This is a genomic window from Capnocytophaga cynodegmi (assembly GCF_002302475.1).
Classification (GTDB): Bacteria; Bacteroidota; Bacteroidia; order Flavobacteriales; family Flavobacteriaceae; genus Capnocytophaga; species Capnocytophaga cynodegmi.
In genome coordinates this window covers 1,611,621-1,635,255 of sequence record NZ_CP022378.1, presented here as the reverse complement: position 1 = coordinate 1,635,255, position 23,635 = coordinate 1,611,621, and the positions used below count along the sequence as shown (strand labels likewise).

General features: G+C 32.8%; 25 protein-coding genes and 1 pseudogene. 17 read left to right on the top strand and 9 right to left on the bottom strand.

The features are described from left to right. The first annotated feature begins 2 nt into the window (after window positions 1-2). The 15 genes from CGC48_RS07375 to CGC48_RS07310 all read left to right on the top strand — a co-directional run bounded on the left by CGC48_RS07375 (window position 3) and on the right by CGC48_RS07310 (window position 15,744). Entirely contained in the window at window positions 3-1,418 is a 1,416-nt protein-coding gene (locus CGC48_RS07375; protein WP_098029069.1) for a lipopolysaccharide biosynthesis protein, read from the top strand. Window positions 1,419-1,518: 100 nt separating this feature from the next. Then, window positions 1,519-2,535 carry an EpsG family protein gene (locus tag CGC48_RS07370; protein ID WP_232780475.1) on the top strand — a complete coding sequence of 339 codons (1,017 nt, stop codon included), beginning with the start codon at window positions 1,519-1,521 and terminating at the stop codon, window positions 2,533-2,535. Window positions 2,536-3,010: 475 nt separating this feature from the next. Beyond that, window positions 3,011-4,093: a glycosyltransferase family 4 protein gene (locus tag CGC48_RS07365; RefSeq protein ID WP_098029067.1), complete on the top strand. Its 1,083-nt coding sequence runs from the start codon at window positions 3,011-3,013 to the stop codon at window positions 4,091-4,093. 40 nt (window positions 4,094-4,133) lie between these two features. Then, window positions 4,134-5,336, top strand: coding sequence for a glycosyltransferase family 4 protein (locus CGC48_RS07360; RefSeq protein WP_098029066.1), 1,203 nt, complete (start codon window positions 4,134-4,136; stop codon window positions 5,334-5,336). Between the two features lie 38 nt (window positions 5,337-5,374). Then, complete coding sequence (locus CGC48_RS07355) at window positions 5,375-6,190, top strand: glycosyltransferase family 2 protein (RefSeq protein ID WP_098029065.1); 816 nt, start codon at window positions 5,375-5,377, stop codon at window positions 6,188-6,190. Between the two features lie 9 nt (window positions 6,191-6,199). Further along, window positions 6,200-7,195 (top strand): glycosyltransferase, encoded by a 996-nt coding sequence (locus CGC48_RS07350; RefSeq protein ID WP_098029064.1) that lies wholly within the window; start codon window positions 6,200-6,202, stop codon window positions 7,193-7,195. Between the two features lie 31 nt (window positions 7,196-7,226). After that, complete coding sequence (locus CGC48_RS11850) at window positions 7,227-7,457, top strand: hypothetical protein (RefSeq protein WP_232780473.1); 231 nt, start codon at window positions 7,227-7,229, stop codon at window positions 7,455-7,457. Beyond that, window positions 7,436-8,194: an ATP-grasp domain-containing protein gene (locus tag CGC48_RS07345; protein ID WP_232780472.1), complete on the top strand. Its 759-nt coding sequence runs from the start codon at window positions 7,436-7,438 to the stop codon at window positions 8,192-8,194. Before CGC48_RS11850 ends, CGC48_RS07345 begins: the two co-directional genes overlap by 22 nt. Then, on the top strand, window positions 8,184-8,831 hold the full coding sequence (locus CGC48_RS07340) for an HAD family hydrolase (protein ID WP_098029791.1): 648 nt from the start codon (window positions 8,184-8,186) through the stop codon (window positions 8,829-8,831). Before CGC48_RS07345 ends, CGC48_RS07340 begins: the two co-directional genes overlap by 11 nt. A gap of 128 nt (window positions 8,832-8,959) precedes the next feature. Further along, window positions 8,960-10,252: a phenylacetate--CoA ligase family protein gene (locus tag CGC48_RS07335; protein ID WP_098029063.1), complete on the top strand. Its 1,293-nt coding sequence runs from the start codon at window positions 8,960-8,962 to the stop codon at window positions 10,250-10,252. A 19-nt stretch (window positions 10,253-10,271) separates the two neighbouring features. Next, a complete protein-coding gene (locus tag CGC48_RS07330) occupies window positions 10,272-10,895 on the top strand; it encodes a sugar transferase (RefSeq protein ID WP_098029062.1) in 624 nt (207 codons plus the stop codon). A gap of 11 nt (window positions 10,896-10,906) precedes the next feature. After that, window positions 10,907-11,941 (top strand): ATP-grasp domain-containing protein, encoded by a 1,035-nt coding sequence (locus tag CGC48_RS07325; RefSeq protein ID WP_098029061.1) that lies wholly within the window; start codon window positions 10,907-10,909, stop codon window positions 11,939-11,941. Between the two features lie 53 nt (window positions 11,942-11,994). Next, window positions 11,995-12,600 (top strand): acetyltransferase, encoded by a 606-nt coding sequence (locus tag CGC48_RS07320; RefSeq protein WP_098029060.1) that lies wholly within the window; start codon window positions 11,995-11,997, stop codon window positions 12,598-12,600. Continuing rightward, the gene (locus CGC48_RS07315; RefSeq protein ID WP_098029059.1) at window positions 12,597-13,721 is read left to right on the top strand and encodes a DegT/DnrJ/EryC1/StrS family aminotransferase; all 1,125 of its coding nucleotides are present in this window, start codon (window positions 12,597-12,599) and stop codon (window positions 13,719-13,721) included. The genes CGC48_RS07320 and CGC48_RS07315 overlap by 4 nt, the downstream gene beginning before the upstream one ends. An 85-nt stretch (window positions 13,722-13,806) precedes the next feature. Next, entirely contained in the window at window positions 13,807-15,744 is a 1,938-nt protein-coding gene (locus tag CGC48_RS07310; RefSeq protein ID WP_098029058.1) for a nucleoside-diphosphate sugar epimerase/dehydratase, read from the top strand. 53 nt (window positions 15,745-15,797) lie between these two features. Here CGC48_RS07310 and CGC48_RS07305 read toward each other — a convergent pair whose 3' ends face one another. The 7 genes from CGC48_RS07305 to CGC48_RS07275 form a co-directional block, all read right to left on the bottom strand. After that, window positions 15,798-16,511 (bottom strand): 3'-5' exonuclease, encoded by a 714-nt coding sequence (locus tag CGC48_RS07305; RefSeq protein ID WP_098029057.1) that lies wholly within the window; start codon window positions 16,509-16,511, stop codon window positions 15,798-15,800. Continuing rightward, complete coding sequence (locus CGC48_RS07300; protein ID WP_098029056.1) at window positions 16,501-17,667, bottom strand: serine hydrolase domain-containing protein; 1,167 nt, start codon at window positions 17,665-17,667, stop codon at window positions 16,501-16,503. Before CGC48_RS07300 ends, CGC48_RS07305 begins: the two co-directional genes overlap by 11 nt. Before the next feature lie 211 nt (window positions 17,668-17,878). Beyond that, window positions 17,879-19,516, bottom strand: coding sequence for a chaperonin GroEL (gene groL, locus CGC48_RS07295; RefSeq protein WP_018278857.1), 1,638 nt, complete (start codon window positions 19,514-19,516; stop codon window positions 17,879-17,881). A gap of 40 nt (window positions 19,517-19,556) precedes the next feature. Beyond that, the gene (locus tag CGC48_RS07290) at window positions 19,557-19,835 is read right to left on the bottom strand and encodes a co-chaperone GroES (protein WP_041991223.1); all 279 of its coding nucleotides are present in this window, start codon (window positions 19,833-19,835) and stop codon (window positions 19,557-19,559) included. A gap of 207 nt (window positions 19,836-20,042) precedes the next feature. Continuing rightward, window positions 20,043-20,399 (bottom strand): preprotein translocase subunit SecG, encoded by a 357-nt coding sequence (gene secG / locus CGC48_RS07285; protein WP_041991221.1) that lies wholly within the window; start codon window positions 20,397-20,399, stop codon window positions 20,043-20,045. Window positions 20,400-20,408: 9 nt separating this feature from the next. Continuing rightward, window positions 20,409-21,281, bottom strand: coding sequence for a hypothetical protein (locus CGC48_RS07280; protein ID WP_098029055.1), 873 nt, complete (start codon window positions 21,279-21,281; stop codon window positions 20,409-20,411). 4 nt (window positions 21,282-21,285) lie between these two features. Then, complete coding sequence (locus tag CGC48_RS07275) at window positions 21,286-21,777, bottom strand: LptE family protein (RefSeq protein WP_018278862.1); 492 nt, start codon at window positions 21,775-21,777, stop codon at window positions 21,286-21,288. 129 nt (window positions 21,778-21,906) lie between these two features. On the opposite strand from CGC48_RS07275, the gene rplU reads away from it, so the two are divergent. Together rplU and rpmA are read left to right on the top strand one after the other, a co-directional pair. Next, window positions 21,907-22,536, top strand: a complete 630-nt coding sequence (rplU, locus tag CGC48_RS07270; RefSeq protein ID WP_098029054.1) for a 50S ribosomal protein L21 — start codon at window positions 21,907-21,909, stop codon at window positions 22,534-22,536. Between the two features lie 25 nt (window positions 22,537-22,561). After that, the gene (rpmA, locus tag CGC48_RS07265; protein ID WP_018278864.1) at window positions 22,562-22,822 is read left to right on the top strand and encodes a 50S ribosomal protein L27; all 261 of its coding nucleotides are present in this window, start codon (window positions 22,562-22,564) and stop codon (window positions 22,820-22,822) included. A gap of 75 nt (window positions 22,823-22,897) precedes the next feature. Here the strand turns inward: rpmA and CGC48_RS11795 are convergent, their stop codons facing one another. Next, window positions 22,898-23,089 carry a hypothetical protein gene (locus CGC48_RS11795; RefSeq protein WP_111995081.1) on the bottom strand — a complete coding sequence of 64 codons (192 nt, stop codon included), beginning with the start codon at window positions 23,087-23,089 and terminating at the stop codon, window positions 22,898-22,900. A 36-nt stretch (window positions 23,090-23,125) separates the two neighbouring features. Further along, window positions 23,126-23,389, bottom strand: a pseudogene (locus CGC48_RS07255) (TonB-dependent receptor); the annotation flags it as partial. Window positions 23,390-23,635: the final 246 nt, after the last annotated feature.

Genomic DNA, 23,635 nt, shown 5'->3' with positions numbered 1-23,635 from the left:
AAATGCCAAAAAACAAATCTTTTATACACCTATTTTGGAGTTTTGCTGACAATACTTCTCAACAAATTCTCAATTTCATTGTAGGAATTATCTTAGCTAGTTTGCTTTTACCCGAAGAGTTCGGTTTGGTAGGAATAATAAATGTATTTATAGCTTTATCAAACGTATTTGTAGATGGAGGATTTAGTGCTGCATTAATTAACAAAAGGAGGGTCTCTCAAATAGATTATAATACTGTTTTTTTGACCAACATTGGCATTTCTGTGCTTTTATATGCCATATTATTTTTATCATCGGAATGGATTGCTTTTCAATTTAATCTCGTTGAACTTAAAAATTTGCTACGTTTAGCAGGGCTTAATATCATTTTAATATCATTGGAATTAATCCATCGAACTATCTTCATTAAACACCTAAATTTTCGTATTATTACTATTATATCTTTCATTTCTGTTTCTGTTAGTGCAGGTTGTGCAATTATAATGGCATATAGAGGTTATGGTGTATATAGTCTTATATATAGAATTTTGATAGGAGAAGTTATTGCAGTTGTATTGTTTTGGGCGTTTAACAAATGGAGACCTTCTTTATCTTTTTCTTTAAAATCTTTAAAAGAGATGTCTAAGTATGGTATAAATTTACTACTCTCGAACTTACTAAATTCACTACAGTTAAACATATATTACATCTTGATTGGAAAGTTCTATAATGCCTCACAACTAGGATATTACACAAGAGCCACCATTTTTCGGGACTTGCTTTCCACAAACGTTTCCAGCATTGTCAAAAAAGTGAGTTTTTCTACTTTGTCAAAAATAAATGACAAAAAAATACAGTTAGAAAAATTCTTATTTTTTAGAAGAGTCGCATTCTTAACTACTTGTTTAGCTTGTCTCACGTTACTTCTCTGTTCTAAAGAAGTGATCCTTATAATATTGAGTGAGAAATGGCTTCTAAGTGCAGACATATTGTCTATAATTTCCATCTCAGGGGTTTTCATTGTACTGTATAATTTAACCCTTGACTACATAGCAGTATTAGGAAAAACTAAACTTTATCTAGACATAGAATTAGCTACAAAAATATTAATTATTCCTATAATATTGATTGGTGTTTTTTATGATTTTTATTTTTTTATATATTCTATTGTTGTACATAATTTGATTATCCTTGTGATTGTAGGAATAGAATTAAATAGATTGATATCAGGCACATTGAAATCTTTATTGTCTTTAATGAGTCGATATTTATTAATGATAGCTCCAATACTAACAATAAACATACTAGATAAGAATATAATTATTTTAAATAATATATACTTAAGTTTTATCATAAAGTTCTTAGTTGCTGTTTTAGTCTTCCTACTTTTTAATATAACAGATGTAAAAAAAACAATAAAATTCAAAAATCATGTTTGATAACCAAGGATATATATCGGAAACGTTATTCAGCACTTTACACATATCAATTTATTCAGCGATGGTCTTCGTTGCACTACTTTCTTCTATATCCATTGATATGAACAATAAGTTACTGCCAAATAAATTGAGTAATCCTTTCATCATTTTTTTTTCAATTCTATTTATAGGGATAGTTGGGTTTCGTGAATATAATGTTGGCACAGATACAGAAGTTTACTATAACCAATGGCTGAGTAGTGCCCCTCCTGTTGAGTCTTCAGAGATTATATTTGATACTTTGATGAGTACTCTAAAAAAAGCGTCTTTGTCATTCACTAGTTTTCTTTTACTTGTCGCTTTTCTATTCTATTTTTTTATGGCAAGGTCTTTAAGCAAATTATCTCATTCCCAAAAAGCAAATGCCTTCCTTGTAGTTTTTTGTTTATTTTCATTGTTTTTTACATCTACAATGTCGATAAATATTATGAGGCAGGGTCTCTCGTTATCTTTTCTATTGTACTCTTATAGTTTATGGGCAACAAATAGTAAAAGTAAGTTTATCTTATATTTTGCTATATGTCTTTCCATACTTACTCATACCACATCTATTATTCCTTTAATAATTTTCATTTTCATCAATATTTTTTGTAAAAAGACATCTCTGAAATATTTCAACATTTTGTATTTGATTGGAATCATCTTAGCTGCAGCAAATATTGGGTTATTGAATATTGCTCCTTTTATAGCCGATATTCTGGGAGAATCCTCTAAAAGAATAGGCTATCTACAAGGGAGTAACGAACTTTATTCTGTGGGGTTCAAGCCCCAATTCGTAGCTTTTAACACTGTTTTTTTAATATTATCATTATATTCAAACCGTTTCAGATTAAGTGTTCAAAATAATTATAAAGAAAAATATGAAATCTTGTTGAAATACTTCATAACAAGTAGTATTCTCTTTTTTATGACTTTTCAAATTCCTTATTCCGATAGATGGGGGCTTTTTTCTTGGATTACAATCCCTTTATTGATGATTCCTTTTTTTAGTGATATAAAAAATAAAAAACAATACCGTTCTATTATTGTTCTATTTTTCGCTAGTATTTATATTTTTTTCCAAATAACCTCATCTTAAATATCTTATTAGATGTAAAAAAACAATTTCTTTTTGTACAATGCAAAACGCAATGATACTGATATATACCAAGAAGAAATACGCTTTTTTTCCTAAAAGAAAAAAGGAAACCAAACTAGAAAACTTTGTAATTATACCATTCTATAGGAATAAAATTTATACCCGTATATGTATATAAATTATTTTCGGTAAATATTTCTAAACATAAAATTGTGTTTGACTATTAACTAAAAATGAATTAAAAAAAATAAACTTTTTCAGGAAATTATTAAATTTAAAAACATCTCATCTTTTTAAGATTAAACCTGAAATTTCTGTAACAGATTATTCAAGTTTTGGTAGTTAAACCTCATTAGATTATGATACATTATATGATAAAAACTAAATAATTAAAACACTAATGAACAACAAACTTATACGTATAACGACTGTCCCTATATCTTTAAAAATACTTTTAAAAGGGCAACATCAGTTTATGTCAAAGCAGGGTTTTGAAGTCATTGGAGTATCAAGTAAAGGACAAGAACTTCAAGATGTACAAAATGAAGAACATATTAAAACCATAGAATTGGAAATGACCCGTAGCATTTCTCCTATTCAAGATTTGATATCCCTGTACAATTTTTATTCCATTTGTAAAAAAGAAAAACCCTTGATTGTACATTCCCACACTCCAAAAGCTGGTATTGTAGGCATGTTAGGAGCTAAGTTGGCTAAAGTTCCTATTCGCTTACATACAGTGGCAGGACTACCATTGATGGAAACTGCTGGTCTAAAACGAAAGATATTAGATTTTGTAGAAAAACTAACCTACAAATGTTCCACTAAAATTTATCCAAACTCAAAGGGTCTATATGATTTCATTTTAGAAAATAAATATACTACAAAGGAGAAATTAAAAGTAATAGCTAATGGTTCATCAAATGGAATCAATAGTTCTTTCTTCTCTCCCTCTCAAGTTTCAGAAGAACAAAAAACAGAATTAAAACAACAATTGGGAATCAAACCAAACGACTTTGTTTTTATCTTTGTTGGAAGACTCGTTGGCGATAAAGGAATAAATGAACTAATTGATGCTTTTTCCTACCTGAATATTCACAACACAAAACTTTTGTTAGTTGGCACTATAGAAAGAGAATTAGACCCTCTAAAAGAGAAAACCATAAAAGAAATTGAAACAAATCCCTCTATCATATCAGTAGGATTTCAAAAAGATGTCCGTCCCTACTTTGCCATATCTAACGCCTTGGTATTTCCAAGTTATAGAGAAGGCTTCCCAAATGTAGTAATGCAAGCAGGTGCAATGGAACTACCTTGTATAGTTTCTAACATCAATGGGTGTAATGAAATAATCATTGAGGGAAAAAATGGAATGATTGTTCCTGTTAAAAATATTGAACAACTACGAGAAAAAATGTCTATCTTATCACAGAATAAAAACTTGTATGAACAGTTACGACTTAATAGCAGAAAAACAATCATAGAGCGTTATGAACAAACTGTAATCTGGCAAGAAATTTTAAATGAATATAACCAATTAATGAAAACCATATTGTAAATCCTTTATCTTAAAACCAAACATATTTTTACACTCTCATATGAACACAAAACTCATCCGTTTATCAACTGTACCAGGTTCATTAAAAACACTTTTAAAGGGACAACTCCGCTTTATATCAGAAAAAGGCTTCGAAGTTATTGGTGTGTCATCAGAAGGAGAAGCCTTACAAGAAGTTGCACTTAATGAAGGTGTAAAAGTCATTCCTATACACATAGCAAGAAGGATAGCACTCATTCAAGATCTAAAGTCTTTGTTGCACCTTTGGATTTTATTTAAGAAAGAAAAACCTATAATCGTTCATTCCATTACTCCAAAAGCTGGTTTGCTATCTATGTTAGCTGCAAAAATGGCTGGTGTACCTATTCGAATACATACTTTTACAGGACTCATTTTTCCAAATAAGACAGGTTTAATGCAAAAAATTTTAATCCTGATGGACCAACTATTATGCTGGGCAGCAACTAATATCTATCCCGAAGGAAATGGAGTAAAACAAGATTTGATTAACTATAAAATCACATCAAAACCGTTGAAAGTCATCGCTAATGGAAATGTTAATGGCATTGACTTAGAGTATTTCTCTCCCTCTCAAGTTTCAGAAGAACAAAAAACAGAATTAAAACAACAATTAGGAATCAAACCAAATGACTTTGTTTTTATCTTTGTTGGAAGACTCGTTGGCGATAAAGGAATAAATGAACTAATTGAAGCATTTTCTTCCCTGAAAATTAGTGATGTGAAGTTATTATTAGTTGGTCCTATGGAAAAAGAATTAGACCCTCTGAAAGAAAAAACTATAAAAGAAATTGAAACCAATCCCTCTATCATATCAGTAGGATTTCAAAAAGATGTTCGCCCATACTTTGCCATATCTAACGCCTTAGCATTTCCAAGTTACAGAGAAGGCTTCCCAAATGCAGTAATACAAGCAGGTGCAATGGAATTGCCTTCCATAGTTTCTAACATCAACGGGTGTAATGAAATAATCATTGATGGAGAAAACGGCATGATAATACCTCCTAAACAAGTTGATGACTTGCAAAAGGGAATGAAACAACTATTTGAGAATAAAAATTTGTACATTCAATTAAAACAAAACGCCAGAAGAATGATTGTAGAACGTTATGAGCAGTCTAGCGTTTGGGAAGCCACTTTACGGGAATATAATAATCATTTACTTCATTTAACACATAAAAACCCTAAAACCTTACAAAAATCAACATCAATCAAGAGTTTTTAGCTCCCCAAGAAGTTTATAAACAAAATCAGTAAATAATTATGGTAACAATTGCTATTCCTTTCTATAATGCAGAACAGTTTTTAAGTCTAGCTATTGACTCTGTTATTGCACAAACCTACTCTAATTGGCAACTCCTGCTAATAGATGACGGCTCTAAGGATAATTCATTAAAAATAGCACAGAAGTATGCACAAGAGGATAATCGAATTAGAGTTTTTTCTGATGGAGAAAATAAAAACTTAGGTTTTCGACTTAATCAAATACCTTCCTTAGTAAATACAAAGTATTTAGCGAGAATGGACGCAGACGACATTATGCACCCTAAACGAATACAGAGACAAATAGAGATACTAGAAAAATACACTGATATTGATGTATTAGGAACTAATGCCTACACAATAGATAAAGATAACATAGTCATTGGATTAAGACACAAAGTAATCAACTCAAAACAATTACAGCGAGTTAAGGGATTTATTCACCCAACCATTATGGCAAAAACAGAATGGTTTAAAAACAATCCTTATGATATAGATGCTGTTAGAATGGAAGATGCTGAATTATGGTATAGGACATACAAGAAATATAAGTTCGTCAGCCTTTCTGAACCTCTATTTTTCTATAGAGAAATCGGCAATAATTACTACAAGAAATATTTTCTAGCCAACACAAGTAAGCAATATATTTTAAAGAAATACCCTAATAATTCTTTTTGGAAAAAATATTTTTTTTACACCACAATTAAAGGTATTATCTATAGATGCTTCAATCTCTTAAGAATAGAACAAATTTTAGTAAACAGAAGAAATGAAATTTTATTCAAAGAAAAAAAACACTTAGAAAAATATTTATAGTTTTTATTTATGCAACTTTCCATTATAATACCTATATATAATACTGAAAAATATCTTGAAAGGTGCGTAACAAGCCTTTTTGATCAAAATCTTATTTTAGAAGAGTTTGAAGTCATCCTTGTTAATGACGGATCAACTGATAGTAGCTTATTAATTTGCAATCAACTAGCAAAAAGACACCAAAATATTAAGGTTTACAACCAAGAAAATCAAGGTCAAAGTGTTGCCCGAAATGTAGGATTAAAACACGCAGTTGGCAAATACGTATACTTTATAGATTCTGACGACTATCTGAACTCAGGATATTTAGGGAGTCTATTAAAAATTATGGAGAAAGAAGATTTAGATTTTCTAGGGTTCAAGGCTTATCATACTTCAAAAACATATTCTCACTCTACTATAGTAGAAAGTTTAGAAATTGAAAATCAAGGCAATGGACTGAATATCATTGAGAGTCACAATTATTATAACGGATCGTGTTGGTTCATTTTTGAAAAAGCCATCGCTAGAAATCTCTTTTTTGAAGAAGGGCGAGTGTGTGAAGATGTCATCTTTACAACAGAATTACTATTAAAAGTAAAGAAAGGAAGAGTTTATAAAAATCGTATTTATGGGTATTTTACAAACAATGATTCGACAATTAAAACTAAGAATCCTGAACGTTTAAGAAAGATAAACAACGATATGTTTTATGCCTCTGAACGGCTCGGTAAAATTATATGCAAAGCTAACCTTGAAAAAAATCCAAAAGCCTTTTCGCGTTTGAAAGCACGGCAAGAATCATATGTTTACTTTGCTATTGTTCGATTTATCAGAAGTAAGAGAAAATACTCTGAATTAGCTACTATTTTACTTAACTTAGAAAAGGGCAGAGTTCCAGCATATCCCATTCATAATTTCAAAGGATATAACAAAAGAGATAAATTATTGATAAAATGTTTCAATAATAGATTTCTTTTGCAAACCATTATTAACATTAATCACATTTTAGGACTTATTAAATAAAAAAATTCCAACTGTTACTTTTATATTCACAATGAACAATATTCTAATTACCTCTGCTGGACAACGAGTTTCTTTAGTGAAAACTTTCCAAAAAGAGATAAAAAAACTAAATCCGAAAAACAACGTATATACGGTTGATTTGAATCCCGTATTGGCTCCCGCGTGTATTATCTCCGATGGATATAAACAGGTTGAAAAAGTTACTGACGACCGATACATTGATAATTTACTAAAATCTGCTTGGAATGGAATATCAAAATAATTATCCCCACCATTGACACGGAACTTTACATCTTGTCAAAAAACAAGGAATTATTTATAAATCACAGAATTACACCCATAATTTCATCATTAGATTTCGTAAAAAAATGCAGAGACAAACGTAAAATCAATCAATTTTTTATCAATAACAGAATTAATATTCCAAAAATTATTGACAAAAATAATCCACAGTTTCTTCTATTTGTAAAACCTTATGATGGCTCAGCCAGTAAAGGCTCGTTTCTAATCAACAATGCTTCGGAACTTACAGAACATTACTTGAATGACCCGAAATTAATATTTATGGAGTGCATCAACCAAACATTGCATGAAGAATTTACTATAGATGCTTATTACGACAAAAAAAATATATTGAAATGTATTGTTCCTCGAAGAAGAATTTCCGTCCGTGCTGGAGAAATTAATAAGGGGGTAACCAAAAAAAATGAGCTTGTAGATTTCATCAAAACTCGTTTAGACAAAATAGATGGAGCCATAGGTTGCCTCACAATGCAATTCTTTTTCAATCCCGAAACCAAACGCGTAATTGGCATCGAAATTAATCCTAGATTCGGAGGTGGTTATCCACTGAGTTATTTAGCTGGCGCCAATTTCCCTAAGTTCATTATTGATGAGTACATTTTAAACGAAGAAATTCAACCTTTTGACGATTGGGAAGATAATCTGTTGATGCTTCGTTATGATAATGAGGTTTTGGTACATAATTATGAAGAATAAATATATTATTTTTGATTTGGATGACACGCTGATTTACGAAATAGACTTTTTAAAATCAGCATATAGAGAAATTGTCCGTTTTGTTTCTAATTCTCAAAATCACGAATCTCTTTACAGCAGAATGCTTGAAATTTATCATCAAGGAGGAGATGTATTTTCGTTCTTAATAGATAAATTTCCATATCTCACCAAGGATAAATTACTAGAAATATACAGAAATCATTTTCCTAATCTGAAACTAAACGATGGTGCTGAAGATGTTTTTCATTTCTGCAAATCAAACAACTATAAAATAGGACTAATAACCGACGGACGTAGCATCACCCAAAGAAATAAGCTAAAAGCCTTAAAAATTGAGGACATCTTTGATAAAATCATTATCTCAGAAGAGTTTGGATCTTCTAAGCCCGATGAAAGAAATTTTTTAGTGTTTGAAGAAAGTAATTGTAGTGAATATTTTTACGTCGCTGATAACCCTAAAAAAGATTTTGTAACTCCTAATAAATTAAATTGGACAACTGTCTGCCTACTCAACAAAGGCCGGAATATACACCGGCAAGACTTCAGTATTGAACAAATTTTTCTTCCAAAGCACAAGATTGAAGATTTAAAGAACTTAATCGATATAGTAATGTGAAAAATATCTTAAATTTCTCTTTTCGACTATTTTATGTTAAATAATTTCCTACCTTTGCACGAGGTTTAGAACCTTTGATTCTAACCCAAAAAAGTAACTGAAAAGGGAAACACATACTCTACTAACATATGAAAAATATTAGGTATTACCTTTATTGGGGACTAGATGCACTAACAGGAGGAAAAAAAAGAAAACACTATGATGAGATTGCAAAAATCTATCATCAAGAGGAGGGGTATAACTCAATTGTATCCAAAAGACTTGATGATATTTTAGAATACGCTTGTCAAAAGACCTCTTTTTATAAAAATTTTGACCCCAAAAACATAAAAAGTTTCCCAATAATAAGTAAAAAAAATGTTAACGAGAATTATGATAGTTTTTTTTCTGAAGACTATATTAACAAAAAGGATTCTCTTAGGGTAATGACAACGAGCGGCTCAACGGGAGCTACCTTCAGAATATATCAAAATCCTGAGAAAGTTTTGAGAAACAAAATGGACATCCTTTTTTTCTACCATATTGCTAATTATGATGTTGGAGATAGGATGTACTCGTTACGTATCTGGACGAATATCAATCGTAAGAGTTGGCTTACTCAATTGAAGGAAAATTTTAGAATGTATGACACCTCAAGTCTAAGCAAAGAAGGAGTTCTTCAACTTGAAAAAATTGCAATACAAGACAGAAATATAAAAGTTCTTTCGGGTTACGCCTCTACATTTGCTGAGTTAGTGAAAAATCTAGACAATCAAAGTAGAAAAAAAAGCAAAGAATGGAAAGTAAAATCCATCATTTCAATGGCTGAAGAATTACTCATACACACTAAACAGGAATTAATTAACATCTTTAATTGCCCCGTTGTTTCACGTTACTCAAACCAAGAAATGGGAATGTTTGCACAGCAACCTGCTTCAGGTGAAGATTATTTCTTGACTAACGAAGCCAGTTATCATTTCGAATTTTTGAAATTGGATAATGATGAAGAAGCTAACGAAAACGAACTTGCACGTATAGTAATTACAGACTTATTCAACAAATCAGTTCCTTTAATACGTTATGAAACAGGCGACTTATGTACATTTGGCATCAGGAACAATCGGAAATACATTAAAACCCTTCAAGGAAGAGCTAATGATCTTCTGAAAACTAATGATGGTAAATTATTGCCTCCGTATCTCATTATATATACATTATGGCATTTTAAGGATATTGTTCAATTTCAATTAATCCAAGAAAATTTGAACTTGGTTCACCTAAAACTAGTACATCAATTTGAAAATAAGAATGAAACGTTCAAACAAATTGAAGAAAAGTTAATTAATGTGTTTGGTAAAAAAACTACTGTAGAAATAGATGAAGTTTCAGAAATTCCTACAGAAAAAACTGGAAAACGGAAGTTTATAATTTCAAAAGTTTAATACAACAGAATTTAGTAATATGTACAAAAATTATATAAAGCGTTTAATTGATTTTTTTGCAGCATTATTTGGTCTGATTCTTCTATCTCCGATATTTATAATTGTGATGGTTGGTCTATTTTTTGCCAATGATGGAAAACCCTTTTTCTTTCAAAAAAGACCTGGATTACACAACCGTGTCTTTGAGATTATAAAATTTAAAACAATGAATGACAGAAGAGATAGTAGCGGAAAACTCCTTCCCGATGCTGAACGGCTCACTAAAATAGGCTCTTTTGTAAGAAAAACATCCTTAGATGAAATCCCTCAGTTAATAAATGTATTGAAAGGTGATATGTCATTAATTGGGCCAAGACCCTTATTGGTAAAATATTTACCTTATTATACTGAAAGAGAAAAACTAAGACACACTGTAAGACCTGGAATTACTGGACTTGCACAAGTAAATGGACGAAACAACATTAGCTGGGATGACAAGCTTGAAATGGATGCAAAGTATGTTGAAGAGCTCTCTTTCACAAATGACATAAAAATATTACTAAAAACAATAGAAAATGTTGTTTCTCAGAAAGATATAATTGTTGCTAGTTGCGAAAGTAATGATTTAGACATTGTGAGAAACAACTCAAAAAAACATTTCTAAATAACAATGATATGAATATTCTTTTCACTTGTGCAGGACGAAGGAACTACCTCATCAACTACTTTAAAGACTCTCTACAAGGGCAGGGAAAGGTTTTTGCAACAGATAAACAGCTTAACGCACCCGCATTAGTTGACGCTGATGTAGCAATCCAGGTTCCAAACATATATGACAAAAATTATATTCCGACTATAATTGATATTGTAAAAAAACATAATATTAAAGCTATTATCTCGCTGAATGATTTAGAACTACCTATCCTTTCAACAAAAAAAAGCGAAATAGAAAAATATGGAACAAAAGTAATCGTTTCTAACGAAGATATTATTGACATTTCATTTGACAAATGGGAAACAGTAAAATTCATAAATAGGATTGGATTAAACTCCCCTAAAACTTTCATATCTCTGGTTGAAGCAAAAAAGGCTATTCAAGAAAAAGAATTGAAATTCCCTCTTGTGTTAAAACCCAGATGGGGGAGTGCTTCTGTTGGCATTGATTTTATAGAATCCGTTGAAGAGTTAGACTTAGCCTATCGATTGCAAATGATTCGCTTAAAGAGAAGTATTCTTGCAGAAGTTATTAGTGAAAAATGTCTTAACAGCGCAATTATCATCCAAGAAAAAATATTGGGAACGGAGTATGGAGCGGATATCTTGAATGATTTTCAAGGGAACTATGTAAATACATTTGTCCGTAAAAAGTTATCTATGAGAGCAGGTGAAACAGACAAAGCTATTTCAGTAATAGATGAGAGATTTAATCAGGTAGGAAAAATTATAGGCGAAAATCTAAAACACATTGGTAATTTAGACTGTGATATTTTCGAATGTGACGGAAAACTATATATCTTGGAATTAAATCCTCGTTTTGGTGGTGGATATCCTTTTTCACACGAAGCAGGAAGCAATACAGCGGCAGCCTATATCGAATGGTTGAAGGGAGGAAATGACATTTCTCAATTCTTTAATTATAAAGAAGGTGTAATGTTTTCCAAGTGTGATAGGCTTTTAAATATTGAACCAAAAAACAAAGTAACCAACTAAAATATCTTTTATCAGAAACCAGAAAAATTATACCATAAAAAACTAAAAAAGAGATGATTTTATACGGAGCAAGTGGACACGCAAAAGTAATTATTGACATTCTACAAAAAAACAACATAAAAGTCAGTAAAATAATTGATGATGAACCAAAAAACAAGGATATTTTTAATATTCCTGTTGAAAAAGGCACCCTTACAGAAAATAATGAAAATAATAAAGTAATAATCTCAATAGGTAATAACGAAATCAGAAAAAAAATATCAGAAAAATATCAATTTGATTATCAAACTATCATACATCCCAGTGCTATAATTTCTAAATTTTCAAGAATAGGAAACGGAACAGTGGTAATGGCAAATGCAGTTGTAAATTCAGATTCGGAAATTGGAAAACATTGTATTATTAATACTAGCGCAATAGTAGAGCACGATTGTAAAATTTCAGATTTTGTCCACATATCTCCAAATGCTTCATTAGCAGGTAATGTTGAAGTAGGAGAGGGAGCTCATATAGGTATTGGTTCTTGCGTAATTCAAGGAGTAAAAATAGGGAAATGGGCTACTATAGGTGCGGGTGCTGTAATAATCAGAGACGTGCCTGATTTTGCGACAATTGTAGGAAACCCAGGAAGAATAATAAAAATAAAAGAAATAAAATGAATTCAAAAGTATGGTTATCTTCACCTCATATGGGAGGAGGAGAACTTAAGTATATCCACGAAGCGTTTGACCAAAATTGGGTTGCCCCGCTTGGTGCTAATGTAAACGGATTTGAAGAAGATTTAGAAAAATATTTAGGACAAAATGCAAAGGTAGCAGCTCTCTCTGCAGGTACTGCGGCTCTGCATTTAGCTTTGGTAGCTCTTGGTGTAAAATCGGGAGATGAGGTGATTTGCCAGAGTTTTACGTTTTCAGCTTCCGCAAATCCAATTGTTTATCAGGGTGCTACCCCTATTTTTGTTGATAGTGAGCCACAAACTTGGAACATTTGTCCACAAGCGTTAGAAGAAGCTATAAAAGACCGCATTTCAAAAGGTAAAAAACCTAAAGCCATCATTGTTGTACATCTTTACGGAATGCCTGTAAAGATGGATGAAGTACTTCAAGTGGCGAATCGTTATGAAATCCCCATCATTGAAGATGCTGCTGAAGCTTTGGGAAGTACATTCAAAGGACAAAAATGTGGTACTTTCGGAGAAATGGCAATCCTTAGTTTTAATGGAAATAAAATCATAACAACTTCTGGAGGAGGAGCTTTAGTGTGTAAAAAAGCTGAGCAAAAAGAAAAAGTTGTGTTCCTTTCTACTCAAGCAAGAGACAACGCACCTCATTATCAACACTCACACATTGGATATAATTACCGAATGAGTAATATATCAGCTGGAATTGGTCGTGGACAGATGGAAGTGCTTGATGAAAGAATTGCTCAAAGACGTAAAAATCACTCCTTCTATCAAGAGTTTTTTAAAGATTTTGATGGAATTACACTCTTCACGGAACCTAATTCTGATTTCTTTTCAAATCATTGGCTTTCAGCAATAACAATTGATAATAAAAAAACAGGTTTTGACAGAGAAGAACTGCGACTGAAATTCCTTGAGGATAACATTGAAACACGCCCTCTGTGGAAACCTATGCATTTACAACCCGTTTTTGCCGATGCTCCATATTACGGAGGAAATGTTTCTGAAACTTTATTCGATAAAGGTCTTTGTCTTCCTTCTGGTTCTAATATGACAGATGAAGATAGAGAACGAATCGCAAGAATTTTTTCTAAATAATTTAAAAAACATAAATATCTACTACTTAACTTAATTGTTGAACCTTCACACAAATATTTCTTGTGGATAAAAATAATGATTGATAATGAACAAAAGAACATACAATGAGCGTAATACCATTGACCTATCAAACCTCAGATATCTACCTAGATGGATTGTTCTAATTATTGACATTTGTCTATCTATTTTTTCTCTGTTCGTATCTTTTTACCTTTTAAATGGATTAGAGGTAAAAGATAGTGACAACCTACTCCTTTACCAAAAGTACCTTTTAATCATTGGGGTAAATATCGTCTTTATGTTGGTGTTTCGCACCTATTCTGGTATTATTCGTCACTCCACATTTACCGACTTAATCAAAATCTTGTTAGCTAATGTATGTACAATATTTGTGCTTTGGCTCTTTAACATAGCTAATATTATTGCTGTAGGAGACAAATTATTGCTAAACATCCCCTTAATACTTTATTTTGCAATTTCTTTTGTACTAATGTCTTTCTTCCGATTATTTGTTAAAGAAATTTTTGAGCAGTTGAAAGAATTCAGAAGAAGTGCATTAAAGAAACGTATTCTTATATTGGGAATAGACGAAGAATCCATATCAATGGCAAAAGCAATTATGGAGAATCCGAAGTTACCTTATGATGTAGCTGGTTTCTTAACACAAAGAACAGACTCCAACCACGCTGTACTTTTAGGTAAGACTATCTATAGCAAGGACAAACTTATGAAATATCGTAAGGAGTATCTTGGCATACACGGGGTACTTATAAATAAAAATAACTTCTCGAAAGAAGACCTAAACCAATGGGTAAACTTCTTCTTAGAAAGAGGATTGATGATTCTAAAAACCCCATCGTTGCAAAAGTTACGTCCTGATGAAAATATCAAAATCCACCAAGTTCAAATTGAAGATTTACTCAACAGAAAACCTATTGTAATCCAAAACGATGAAGTAAAAAAACGACACTTCCAAAAAAATGTATTGGTTACAGGAGGAGCTGGTTCTATCGGGAGTGAAATTGTGCGTCAGGTGGCTTCATTCAACCCATCATTAGTTGTAGTTTTAGACCAAGCTGAAACCCCTCTGTACGATATTGAGCTGGAAATGAAAGAGAAATTCCCTAATACGAAATTTAAGTTCGTTTTAGCAGATATCTCGAACAAAGAACGTATAGAAAGTGTTTTTATGGAACATGATTTTTCCATGGTATACCACGCTGCGGCTTACAAACACGTTCCTTTGATAGAAGAAAACCCTCATGAGGCTATTCTGGTAAACATTCAAGGAAGTAAAAACTTAGCATTACTTTCCAGCAAATACAAAATAAATCGTTTTGTAATGGTTTCTACCGATAAGGCTGTAAATCCTACAAACGTTATGGGAGCCTCAAAACGAGCTGCTGAACTTTTCGTACAAGCACTTCAAAATGAAGAAGGTAACACTACTAAGTTCATCACAACACGTTTCGGAAACGTATTAGGCTCTAATGGTTCAGTAATCCCTCACTTCAGAAAACAGATTGAAAAAGGAGGTCCCGTAACCATAACACACCCTGATATTGTTCGCTATTTTATGACCATTCCTGAAGCCTGTGAGTTGGTTCTTCAGGCGGGAACGATGGGTAAAGGAGGAGAAATTTTTGTGTTTGATATGGGAGAGCCTGTCAAAATCCTCAATTTAGCTACTCGTATGATAAAATTGTCTGGTTATGAACCAAATGTAGATATAAAAATTGTATACACAGGGTTAAGACCTGGTGAAAAGCTTTATGAAGAACTTTTAAGTGATGATACAAGAACACTTCCTACTCACCACGAGAAAATAATGGTGTCTAAAGATCCGACAATGGCTTTTGAAGAAATTGATGCCTTATCAAACAAAATTAGTGCAGCTGCCAAGTTAGGCGACAAAATTGAAGTAGTTCGCATTCTGAAAGAAATAGTTAAAGAATTTAAGAGCAACAACTCAATCTTTGAGATTTTGGACAGAAACCAAGAACAAATTAAAGAACATTCATAAAAAATTAGAATAGAAAAAAATCGCAAATTTAAAAAATTTGCGATTTTTTTATTTTACACGAACAAAATCTCGTCTTCTGTTAGTAATGCTTCTCCTCGAAAACGCAGAAACACCTGAGCAACAGTTACAGTATCTTTCTCACAATAGGTAACAATTCGGTCTATATTTTTCTCTTTGTAAAAAACATCTCTGACTTGGCTTCCATCAATATCGTCCTTAGGTGAAGGAATTCCTAAAACGTGTGTCAATAATTTCAATGAAGTAAAATGCTTATAATCACCAAATTTCCACATCTCCAACGTATCTAAATGCGGAACTTCCCAAGGTTTTTTACCAAATAATTGCATTTTTTGAGGAATACGTATATTATTAATTATCATACGCCTTGTAATATACGGAAAATCAAACTCTTTGCCATTATGAGCACACAATAACTTATTACTGCTTGAGAAATATTGTTCAATAAGACGGGAAAAATCTTTCAGAATCTTTACTTCATCGCCAAAAAAGGAAGTCACCCGAAAAGTTCGTTGTTCATAGCGAAACGAAAAATAGCCTACTGAAATACAAACTATTTTCCCAAATTCAGCCCAGATTCCTGCTCGGTCATAGAATTCCTCAGCAGTAAAATCTTCTTTTCGTTGATACTTGGTTTTTTCATTCCATAGTTCTTGTTCAGTTTGTGAAAGTTCTTGATAATCTTCAGATAGAGGAACCGTTTCAATATCTAGAAATAGAATATCTTCCAAATTGATTTTATTGAGCATTATTTTCCAACATTTTATAAGTTTCGTCAATATATCCATAGATATCCTCAGTGAAAGGATCTCCTCCCTCCTCTTCTACTCCTTTCAAATGTCCAAGCCTAACAATCATAATGTTATCTTCTGGCTGAACGATAACGTATTGCCCCAAATGTCCTCGCATCATAAAAAACTTTTTGCTATTATGAGTCAAAAGCCACATCCCATATCCGTATTCTGGACTTTCGGAAAATCGAGGTTGAATGGATTTAGCTACAAAGGTAGAGTCTAAAACCTGCTGTCCATTCCATTTTCCATAATCACGATAAAGTTTACCAAGCCGAGCAAAATCACGAGCATTGGAAGCTATACAACAATAAGCTTTTTCCATTCCACTTGCCTCACTATCAACCTGCCAAAGAGCATCGCTCTCCGACCCTAACGGCTTCCAAATTGATTGTGATAAATAATCGGAAAGCGTTTTGCCTGTTGCTTTTTCAATAACCATTGCCAATAATTGTGTGTTGCCACTTTGATAAACATATCTTTTTCCTGGCTCTTCAACAATTTTCATTCGCCCCATAACTTCCCGAAGATTCGTATCAAAATAAGCTTGAGTAGTAATTGAAAACGGGCTATAATACGACTCATCCCAATCCGAACCTGACGCCATTGAAGCCAAATCGCCCACAGTAAGTTTTGACGCCAATCCTTCTGAAAACTCAGGAAGATAATCACTCACAGACTGTTCCAAACTTTTTATACATCCATCATAAATAGATTTTCCAAGTAAAGCAGAAACATACGACTTTGCCATTGAGAAGGAATTGCTTTTTGATTTTTCGGAATACCCATCAAAGTATTGCTCGTGCCAAATACTATCATTTTTAAGAATAAGAAATGCCACAGACTCGTACTTTTTATGCAAATTTTCTAAATCTTTTGTGGGTTTCGTCTTGTTGTAATCCTTATGTAACGCCCAAGGTTGTGATTCTGCTCCCTTATTGATGGTTCTGTTATCAAACTTCTCGTAATCAGACAAAAAGGCTGTCTTATGTCCCGAACAATAGATAGCATAAACTGCTTTGAGAATATATCCATACCCACTTATGTACATACCCCCAACGACCAATAACAATATTACAATCAACCCTATAAAAAATCTTTTGAAATATCTCATAACTTTAACGATTAAAATGCCTTTCCAAAAGTACAAATATTATTTTAAAAATCAATTTTTTATACAATTTTCATACTTCAAATTACAGATGACTTAAATTTCTTTAATGAAAATCTACTTCTATTTACTACGAAAAATATAGAAACAGAAAAGCCACCTATTTGCATAAGTGGCTTCTCTTGTAGAAAATTTATTTTGATTATGATTTTATTTACATCATTCCGGGCATTCCTCCGCCCATTGGAGGCATTCCTGCTCCTGCTTTCTCATCTTTTATATCAACCAAAGCACATTCAGTTGTCAAAATCATTCCTGCTACAGAAGCTGCATTTTCCAACGCTACACGAGTTACTTTTTTAGGGTCGATGATTCCAGCTTTGAACATATCGCTATACTGACCTGTTTTTGCATTGTAACCAAATGTATCTTTTGAAGCTTCTAAAACTCTGGCAACAATCACAGAACCCTCTACACCAGCATTTTCCACAATCGTTCTCAATGGAGCTTCCAGTGATTTTGCTACTATTTGGATTCCTGTTGCTTCATCTGCATTCACAGGTTTAAGTTTTGCTAAAACAGATTTTGCACGAAGTAAAGCAATTCCTCCACCAGCTACGATACCTTCTTCAACAGCAGCACGAGTTGCGTGAAGAGCATCATCAACGCGGTCTTTTTTCTCTTTCATCTCTACTTCCGAAGCAGCACCAACGTAAAGAACAGCTACACCTCCAGAAAGTTTTGCTAAACGCTCTTGCAATTTTTCACGGTCATAATCAGAAGTTGTTACCTCAATTTGAGCTTTAATCTGATTTACACGAGCTTTTATTTGTTCAGCATCACCAGCTCCATTCACAACAGTTGTATTATCTTTGTCGATGGACACTTTTTCTGCTGTACCAAGCATATCGATGGTTGCGTTTTCAAGAGTAAATCCTCTTTCTTCAGCGATAACCGTTCCTCCTGTTAAGATAGCGATATCTTCCAACATTGCTTTTCTTCTGTCACCAAACCCAGGAGCTTTTACAGCTGCAATACGAAGTGTTCCTCTCAATTTATTAACTACCAATGTAGCTAAAGCCTCTCCATCAATATCTTCTGCAATGATTAACAATGGCTTACCTGATTGAGCAACTGGCTCTAACACAGGAAGTAAGTCTTTCATTGTAGAGATTTTCTTATCGTACAATAAGATGTAAGGTCTGTCCAATTCAGCAACCATTTTCTCTGAATCTGTCACGAAATAAGGAGATAAATATCCTCTATCGAACTGCATTCCTTCCACCACATCTACGTAAGTATCAGTACCTTTAGCCTCTTCAACAGTGATAACACCTTCTTTTCCTACTTTTTCGAAAGCAGCGGCAATCAACTCACCGATAGTATCGTCGTTATTTGCTGAAATAGAAGCTACTTGACGGATTTTTTCAGAAGAAGAGCCAACTTCTTTTGCTTGTTTCGCTAAATTCTCAACAATTTTTGTGACAGCTTTGTCAATTCCGCGTTTCAAATCCATCGGGTTTGCACCGGCAGCAACGTTTTTCAAACCTTCTTTAACGATGGCCTGAGCCAAAACAGTGGCAGTAGTAGTTCCGTCACCTGCCAAATCATTGGTTTTTGAAGCAACTTCTTTTACCATTTGAGCTCCCATATTTTCAAGAGCATCTTCTAGCTCAACTTCTTTTGCTACAGTTACACCATCTTTGGTAATATGAGGAGAACCAAATGATTTACTGATAATTACATTTCTTCCTTTCGGACCTAAAGTAACTTTCACTGCGTTTGCTAATGCATCAACGCCACGTTTTAAGCCTTCACGAGCTTCTATATCAAATTTTATTTCTTTTGCCATTTTTATTTATTTTTTATACTCAAAAAGAATGAACAATTAGCTATAAAACAGCTAATACATCATTCTCTCTCATAATAAGATAATCTTTTCCTTCTAATTTAAGTTCAGTTCCTGCGTATTTCCCATAAAGAACTACATCTCCTACTTTCAAGGTAATTGGATTGTCTTTTGTTCCTGCCCCTACTGCAACCACGGTACCTTTTTGTGGTTTTTCTTTTGCAGTGTCAGGAATGATGATACCTGATGCCGTAGTGGTCTCAGCTACAGCAGGTTCAATTAGTACTCTGTCTGCCAAAGGCTTAATTTTCACTTTTGCCATATTTTATGTTTTTATTGAATTTATAATTATACTAAAAAAAATTAAATACATTACAAGTATTCAAAAATCTTCTTCAAAACAACTCAGAAAGTGTGCCAAACAAAAAAAAACTGACACTATGTCATACTTTTATTTTAAACAAAAAAAGAGAATTGAAAATACATATGATACTCAATTCTCAATTTTTTAATTTTAACCACTAAATCTTTATTGTGCAGTGTTTGAAGTTGTCCCAGGTTGTTGAGCCTCATTTGTAGAAGCTGGCGTGTTTAAAACATCTGTTTGTACAGGAGTTCCATCTAATAATTTTGAGTCAGAACCTGTCGTTGTATTTGATTGCAACAAAGTGTTAGCCACCAAAATCAACACTGCCAAAAGGGTCGCAAATGTCCAAGTACTACGTTCCAAGAAATCTCCCGTCTTTTTAACTCCTCCCACAACTTGCGTATTTCCTCCAAAAGAAGAAGAAAGACCACCTCCTTTAGGATTTTGAACCATTATAACCAATGCAAGTAGCAGACACACCACTACAATAAGGATTAAAAAAATATTGAATGTTGTCATTTAAATAAATTATTTTTGTTGTTGTAAATTTTTTATTTCTTGTATTTGGGATGCAAAGTAAGCACTTTTTTCTGGATTTTTCAAAATTAATATTTCATAAGCCTGAATTGCTTGTTTATATTTCTTCTGATTTACATAAACTTGAGCCAACGTTTCAGTCATTAATTGGCGTGGGTCTGTTTTAACTTCATTAGCCAAATTTACATTTGAAGAATAATCTTTTACAGGCTCAATTTTAGGATTAGTCTCCAGAAATTTATCTATCAAATGAAATTTTTTAGCCACATTATCATCTTTATATTCAGAAGATTGCATACTTTTATCTTCAGAAATACTCTTCAGCCATTCCGAAATAGAATCCAGCCTGTCACCTAATACGTTTTTGCCTTGTACTCTTTCTGTTTCAGGCGTTACATCGTCCACTTCCTCCTTATAAACAAGGATAGATTCTATATCTCCCTGACGAATGAATTTTTCTGAAAAAATATCTTCATCAAAAATAGATTTAGGCACTTGTGGAATGGTAAAAGGCTCTGGAGGCAGATATTCTACATTGACAATTTCTGCATTTTCTTTTGCTTCTTGCCGTTGTACTGCCTTTTTAATTTCGTTCAAATCTTGCTTCAGAGCTGAAATATCAGGTACAACCGCTCTTGAATGTATAAATTCATACAACACAGAGCGATCCAAAACGTGAGCAGCAGCAAGTTTTAAAGCCTTGTTGTAACGGTAATTCCCTTCAGAATGAAGCACTTTGAGCTGTAATACGCGAGCAGCCTGAAAGTAGGGATACTCCTTCACGATATGGTCTAATTCGTGTGCTTGTTCCTCTCCTATTACATAAGGATTTTTTAGTATTTCAACAAACTCTTTTACCGTCATTCTTTTACCAATCAGCCAACGATGCGTTAAAAATATCTTGAGTAATTCGTTCAAAAATCTCAGGAATTGCTGTACCTTTCACCGAACTTAATTGTGATGTACCAGGATAATCGTAGTAGAAAGAAAAACGCTTTTCAAAATCCTTATTTTCTTCCACGTTATTGGTAAAACGTACATTCACTGCTATAGTAAGCCGATTCTGAGCTGCCGTCTGTTGTGCTGTAGCCGTCATTGGTGTAATATTAAATTCTACTATTTCCCCTTCATACACCAAATCCCCATTCCTATCTGTTAAAGACAAATTTGTTTGATTATTAATCAAATCTTGTAATGCAATGGTAAAATCTCTATCCAAACCAGGCTCAACCAAAGGGGCATCGTTACGAAAAAAGTTAACTTGAAATGTTTTTGCATCTCCAGTACTTCCTCCAGTAAAGTTATAAACTCCACATCCTGTTATTGTTAGAACTATAAACAAGAAAAAAAAATTCTTCATAGTAGCTTAAAAATAAGTTTCGCAAGATAATTATTTTTTTTGAAATAGCAAAATTAATAAAAAGAACTTTGACATTTGAAAAAAAAGAGTTACTTTTGCACCCAATTTTAACATTTTAAACAACAAGCTATGTACGCAATTGTAGAGATAGCAGGGCAACAATTTAAAGTTTCAAAAGACCAAAAAGTGTTTGTTCATCGTTTGCAAAACCAAGAGGGAGAGAAAGTTGCATTTAACAACGTTCTGCTTTTAGACAACAATGGAGCAATCACAGTAGGCGCCCCAGCTATAGATGGTGCTTCAGTTGAAGCAAAGGTGGTAAAACACCTAAAAGGAGATAAAGTTATTGTCTTCAAAAAGAAAAGACGTAAAGGGTACAAAGTTAAAAATGGTCACAGACAGTATTTGACTGAAATCCTTATTGAAAACATCATCGCATCAGGAGCTGCTGTTAAACCAGCAAAAACTGAGAAAAAAGAGGAAAAACCTTCAAAATCAGTAAAAGCTGATGATTTGAAAAAAATTGAAGGAATTGGACCAAAAGCATCAGAAGCCCTTGTAGCCGCTGGTGTAGACACATTTGCTAAATTAGCCAAAAAGTCAGCAGAAGAAATTAAAACAATTTTGGCAGAAGCAAGTTCAACATTAGCTCACTTAGACCCACAAACTTGGGCTGCACAAGCTCAATTAGCTGCCGATGGCAAATGGGACGAACTGAAAAAATGGCAAGATGAGCTTAATGGTGGTATCGTAAAATAATTTTAAAACTTAAAAATTAAAGAAAATGGCTCACAAGAAAGGTGTCGGTAGTTCGAAGAACGGAAGAGAATCTCACTCTAAACGCTTAGGAGTGAAAATTTACGGTGGACAAGCTGCTATAGCTGGTAACATCATCGTAAGACAAAGAGGAACTCAACACAATGCAGGAGAAAACGTGTATGTAGGTAAAGACCATACACTACACGCTAAAATTGATGGTATTGTTAAGTTTGAGAAAAAGAAAAATAATAAATCATACGTTTCAATTGTTCCTTTTGAAGCATAGTTATTATTTAAAATAAAATTAAAAAGGCTTGAGATAGTTTATTTCAAGCCTTTTTTACATTTATCTGACAGCGAATTACTCTGAAAGATAGACAATATCTCCGTTCTCCAATTGATAAGCTGTTCCGATGCGTTTGCCTCGTTTTTGAGAATCATTATCAGTATTTGACGACGGAAAATTCACTAAAGCAATCCGAGTTGGAGCAATCCATTTCTTCCAACTAACAAAGCTATTAAACTGATTAAAACGATTTTTTTTAGCTTTCATTAAATATTCTAATTGATGATCTTTTCAACCCTGCTGCTAAATTGACCATTTCAGCCCAACAAAATACGTTCTACCTGGCGAAATACTCGAATAAAAACTTGCCGTTTTAGTTACATAATCAAACAAATTGTTAATCCCCACATTAAGCGTAAAATGATACGGCAAACGTATGGAAGTTTGCAATCGCCATATTACATAACTTTCACAAGGAATGTAAAAACTTTTGTTATCACTATCAATATCAAATAGTTTAGATGAACTTACATATTTTCCACTTAGGATAACGTTAGAAAGCTCCAAACACAAATGCTCCCATCAAAAGAGCTGATAAAATATATTTATTCATACTAAATAAAAATTAAAGTTTCGAAGGCAAAGATATTATATTTATTTAGAACAAACAAAATAGTAATGCTTTTTACACTTAATGAGCACAATATACTACAAAAATCCTTTACGAATCAACCTTTTTTATAGATTTCACAGATGAATTTTCGTTTTTAAAATAATATTTTATACCTTTGGAGCCTATTTGTATCACTATTA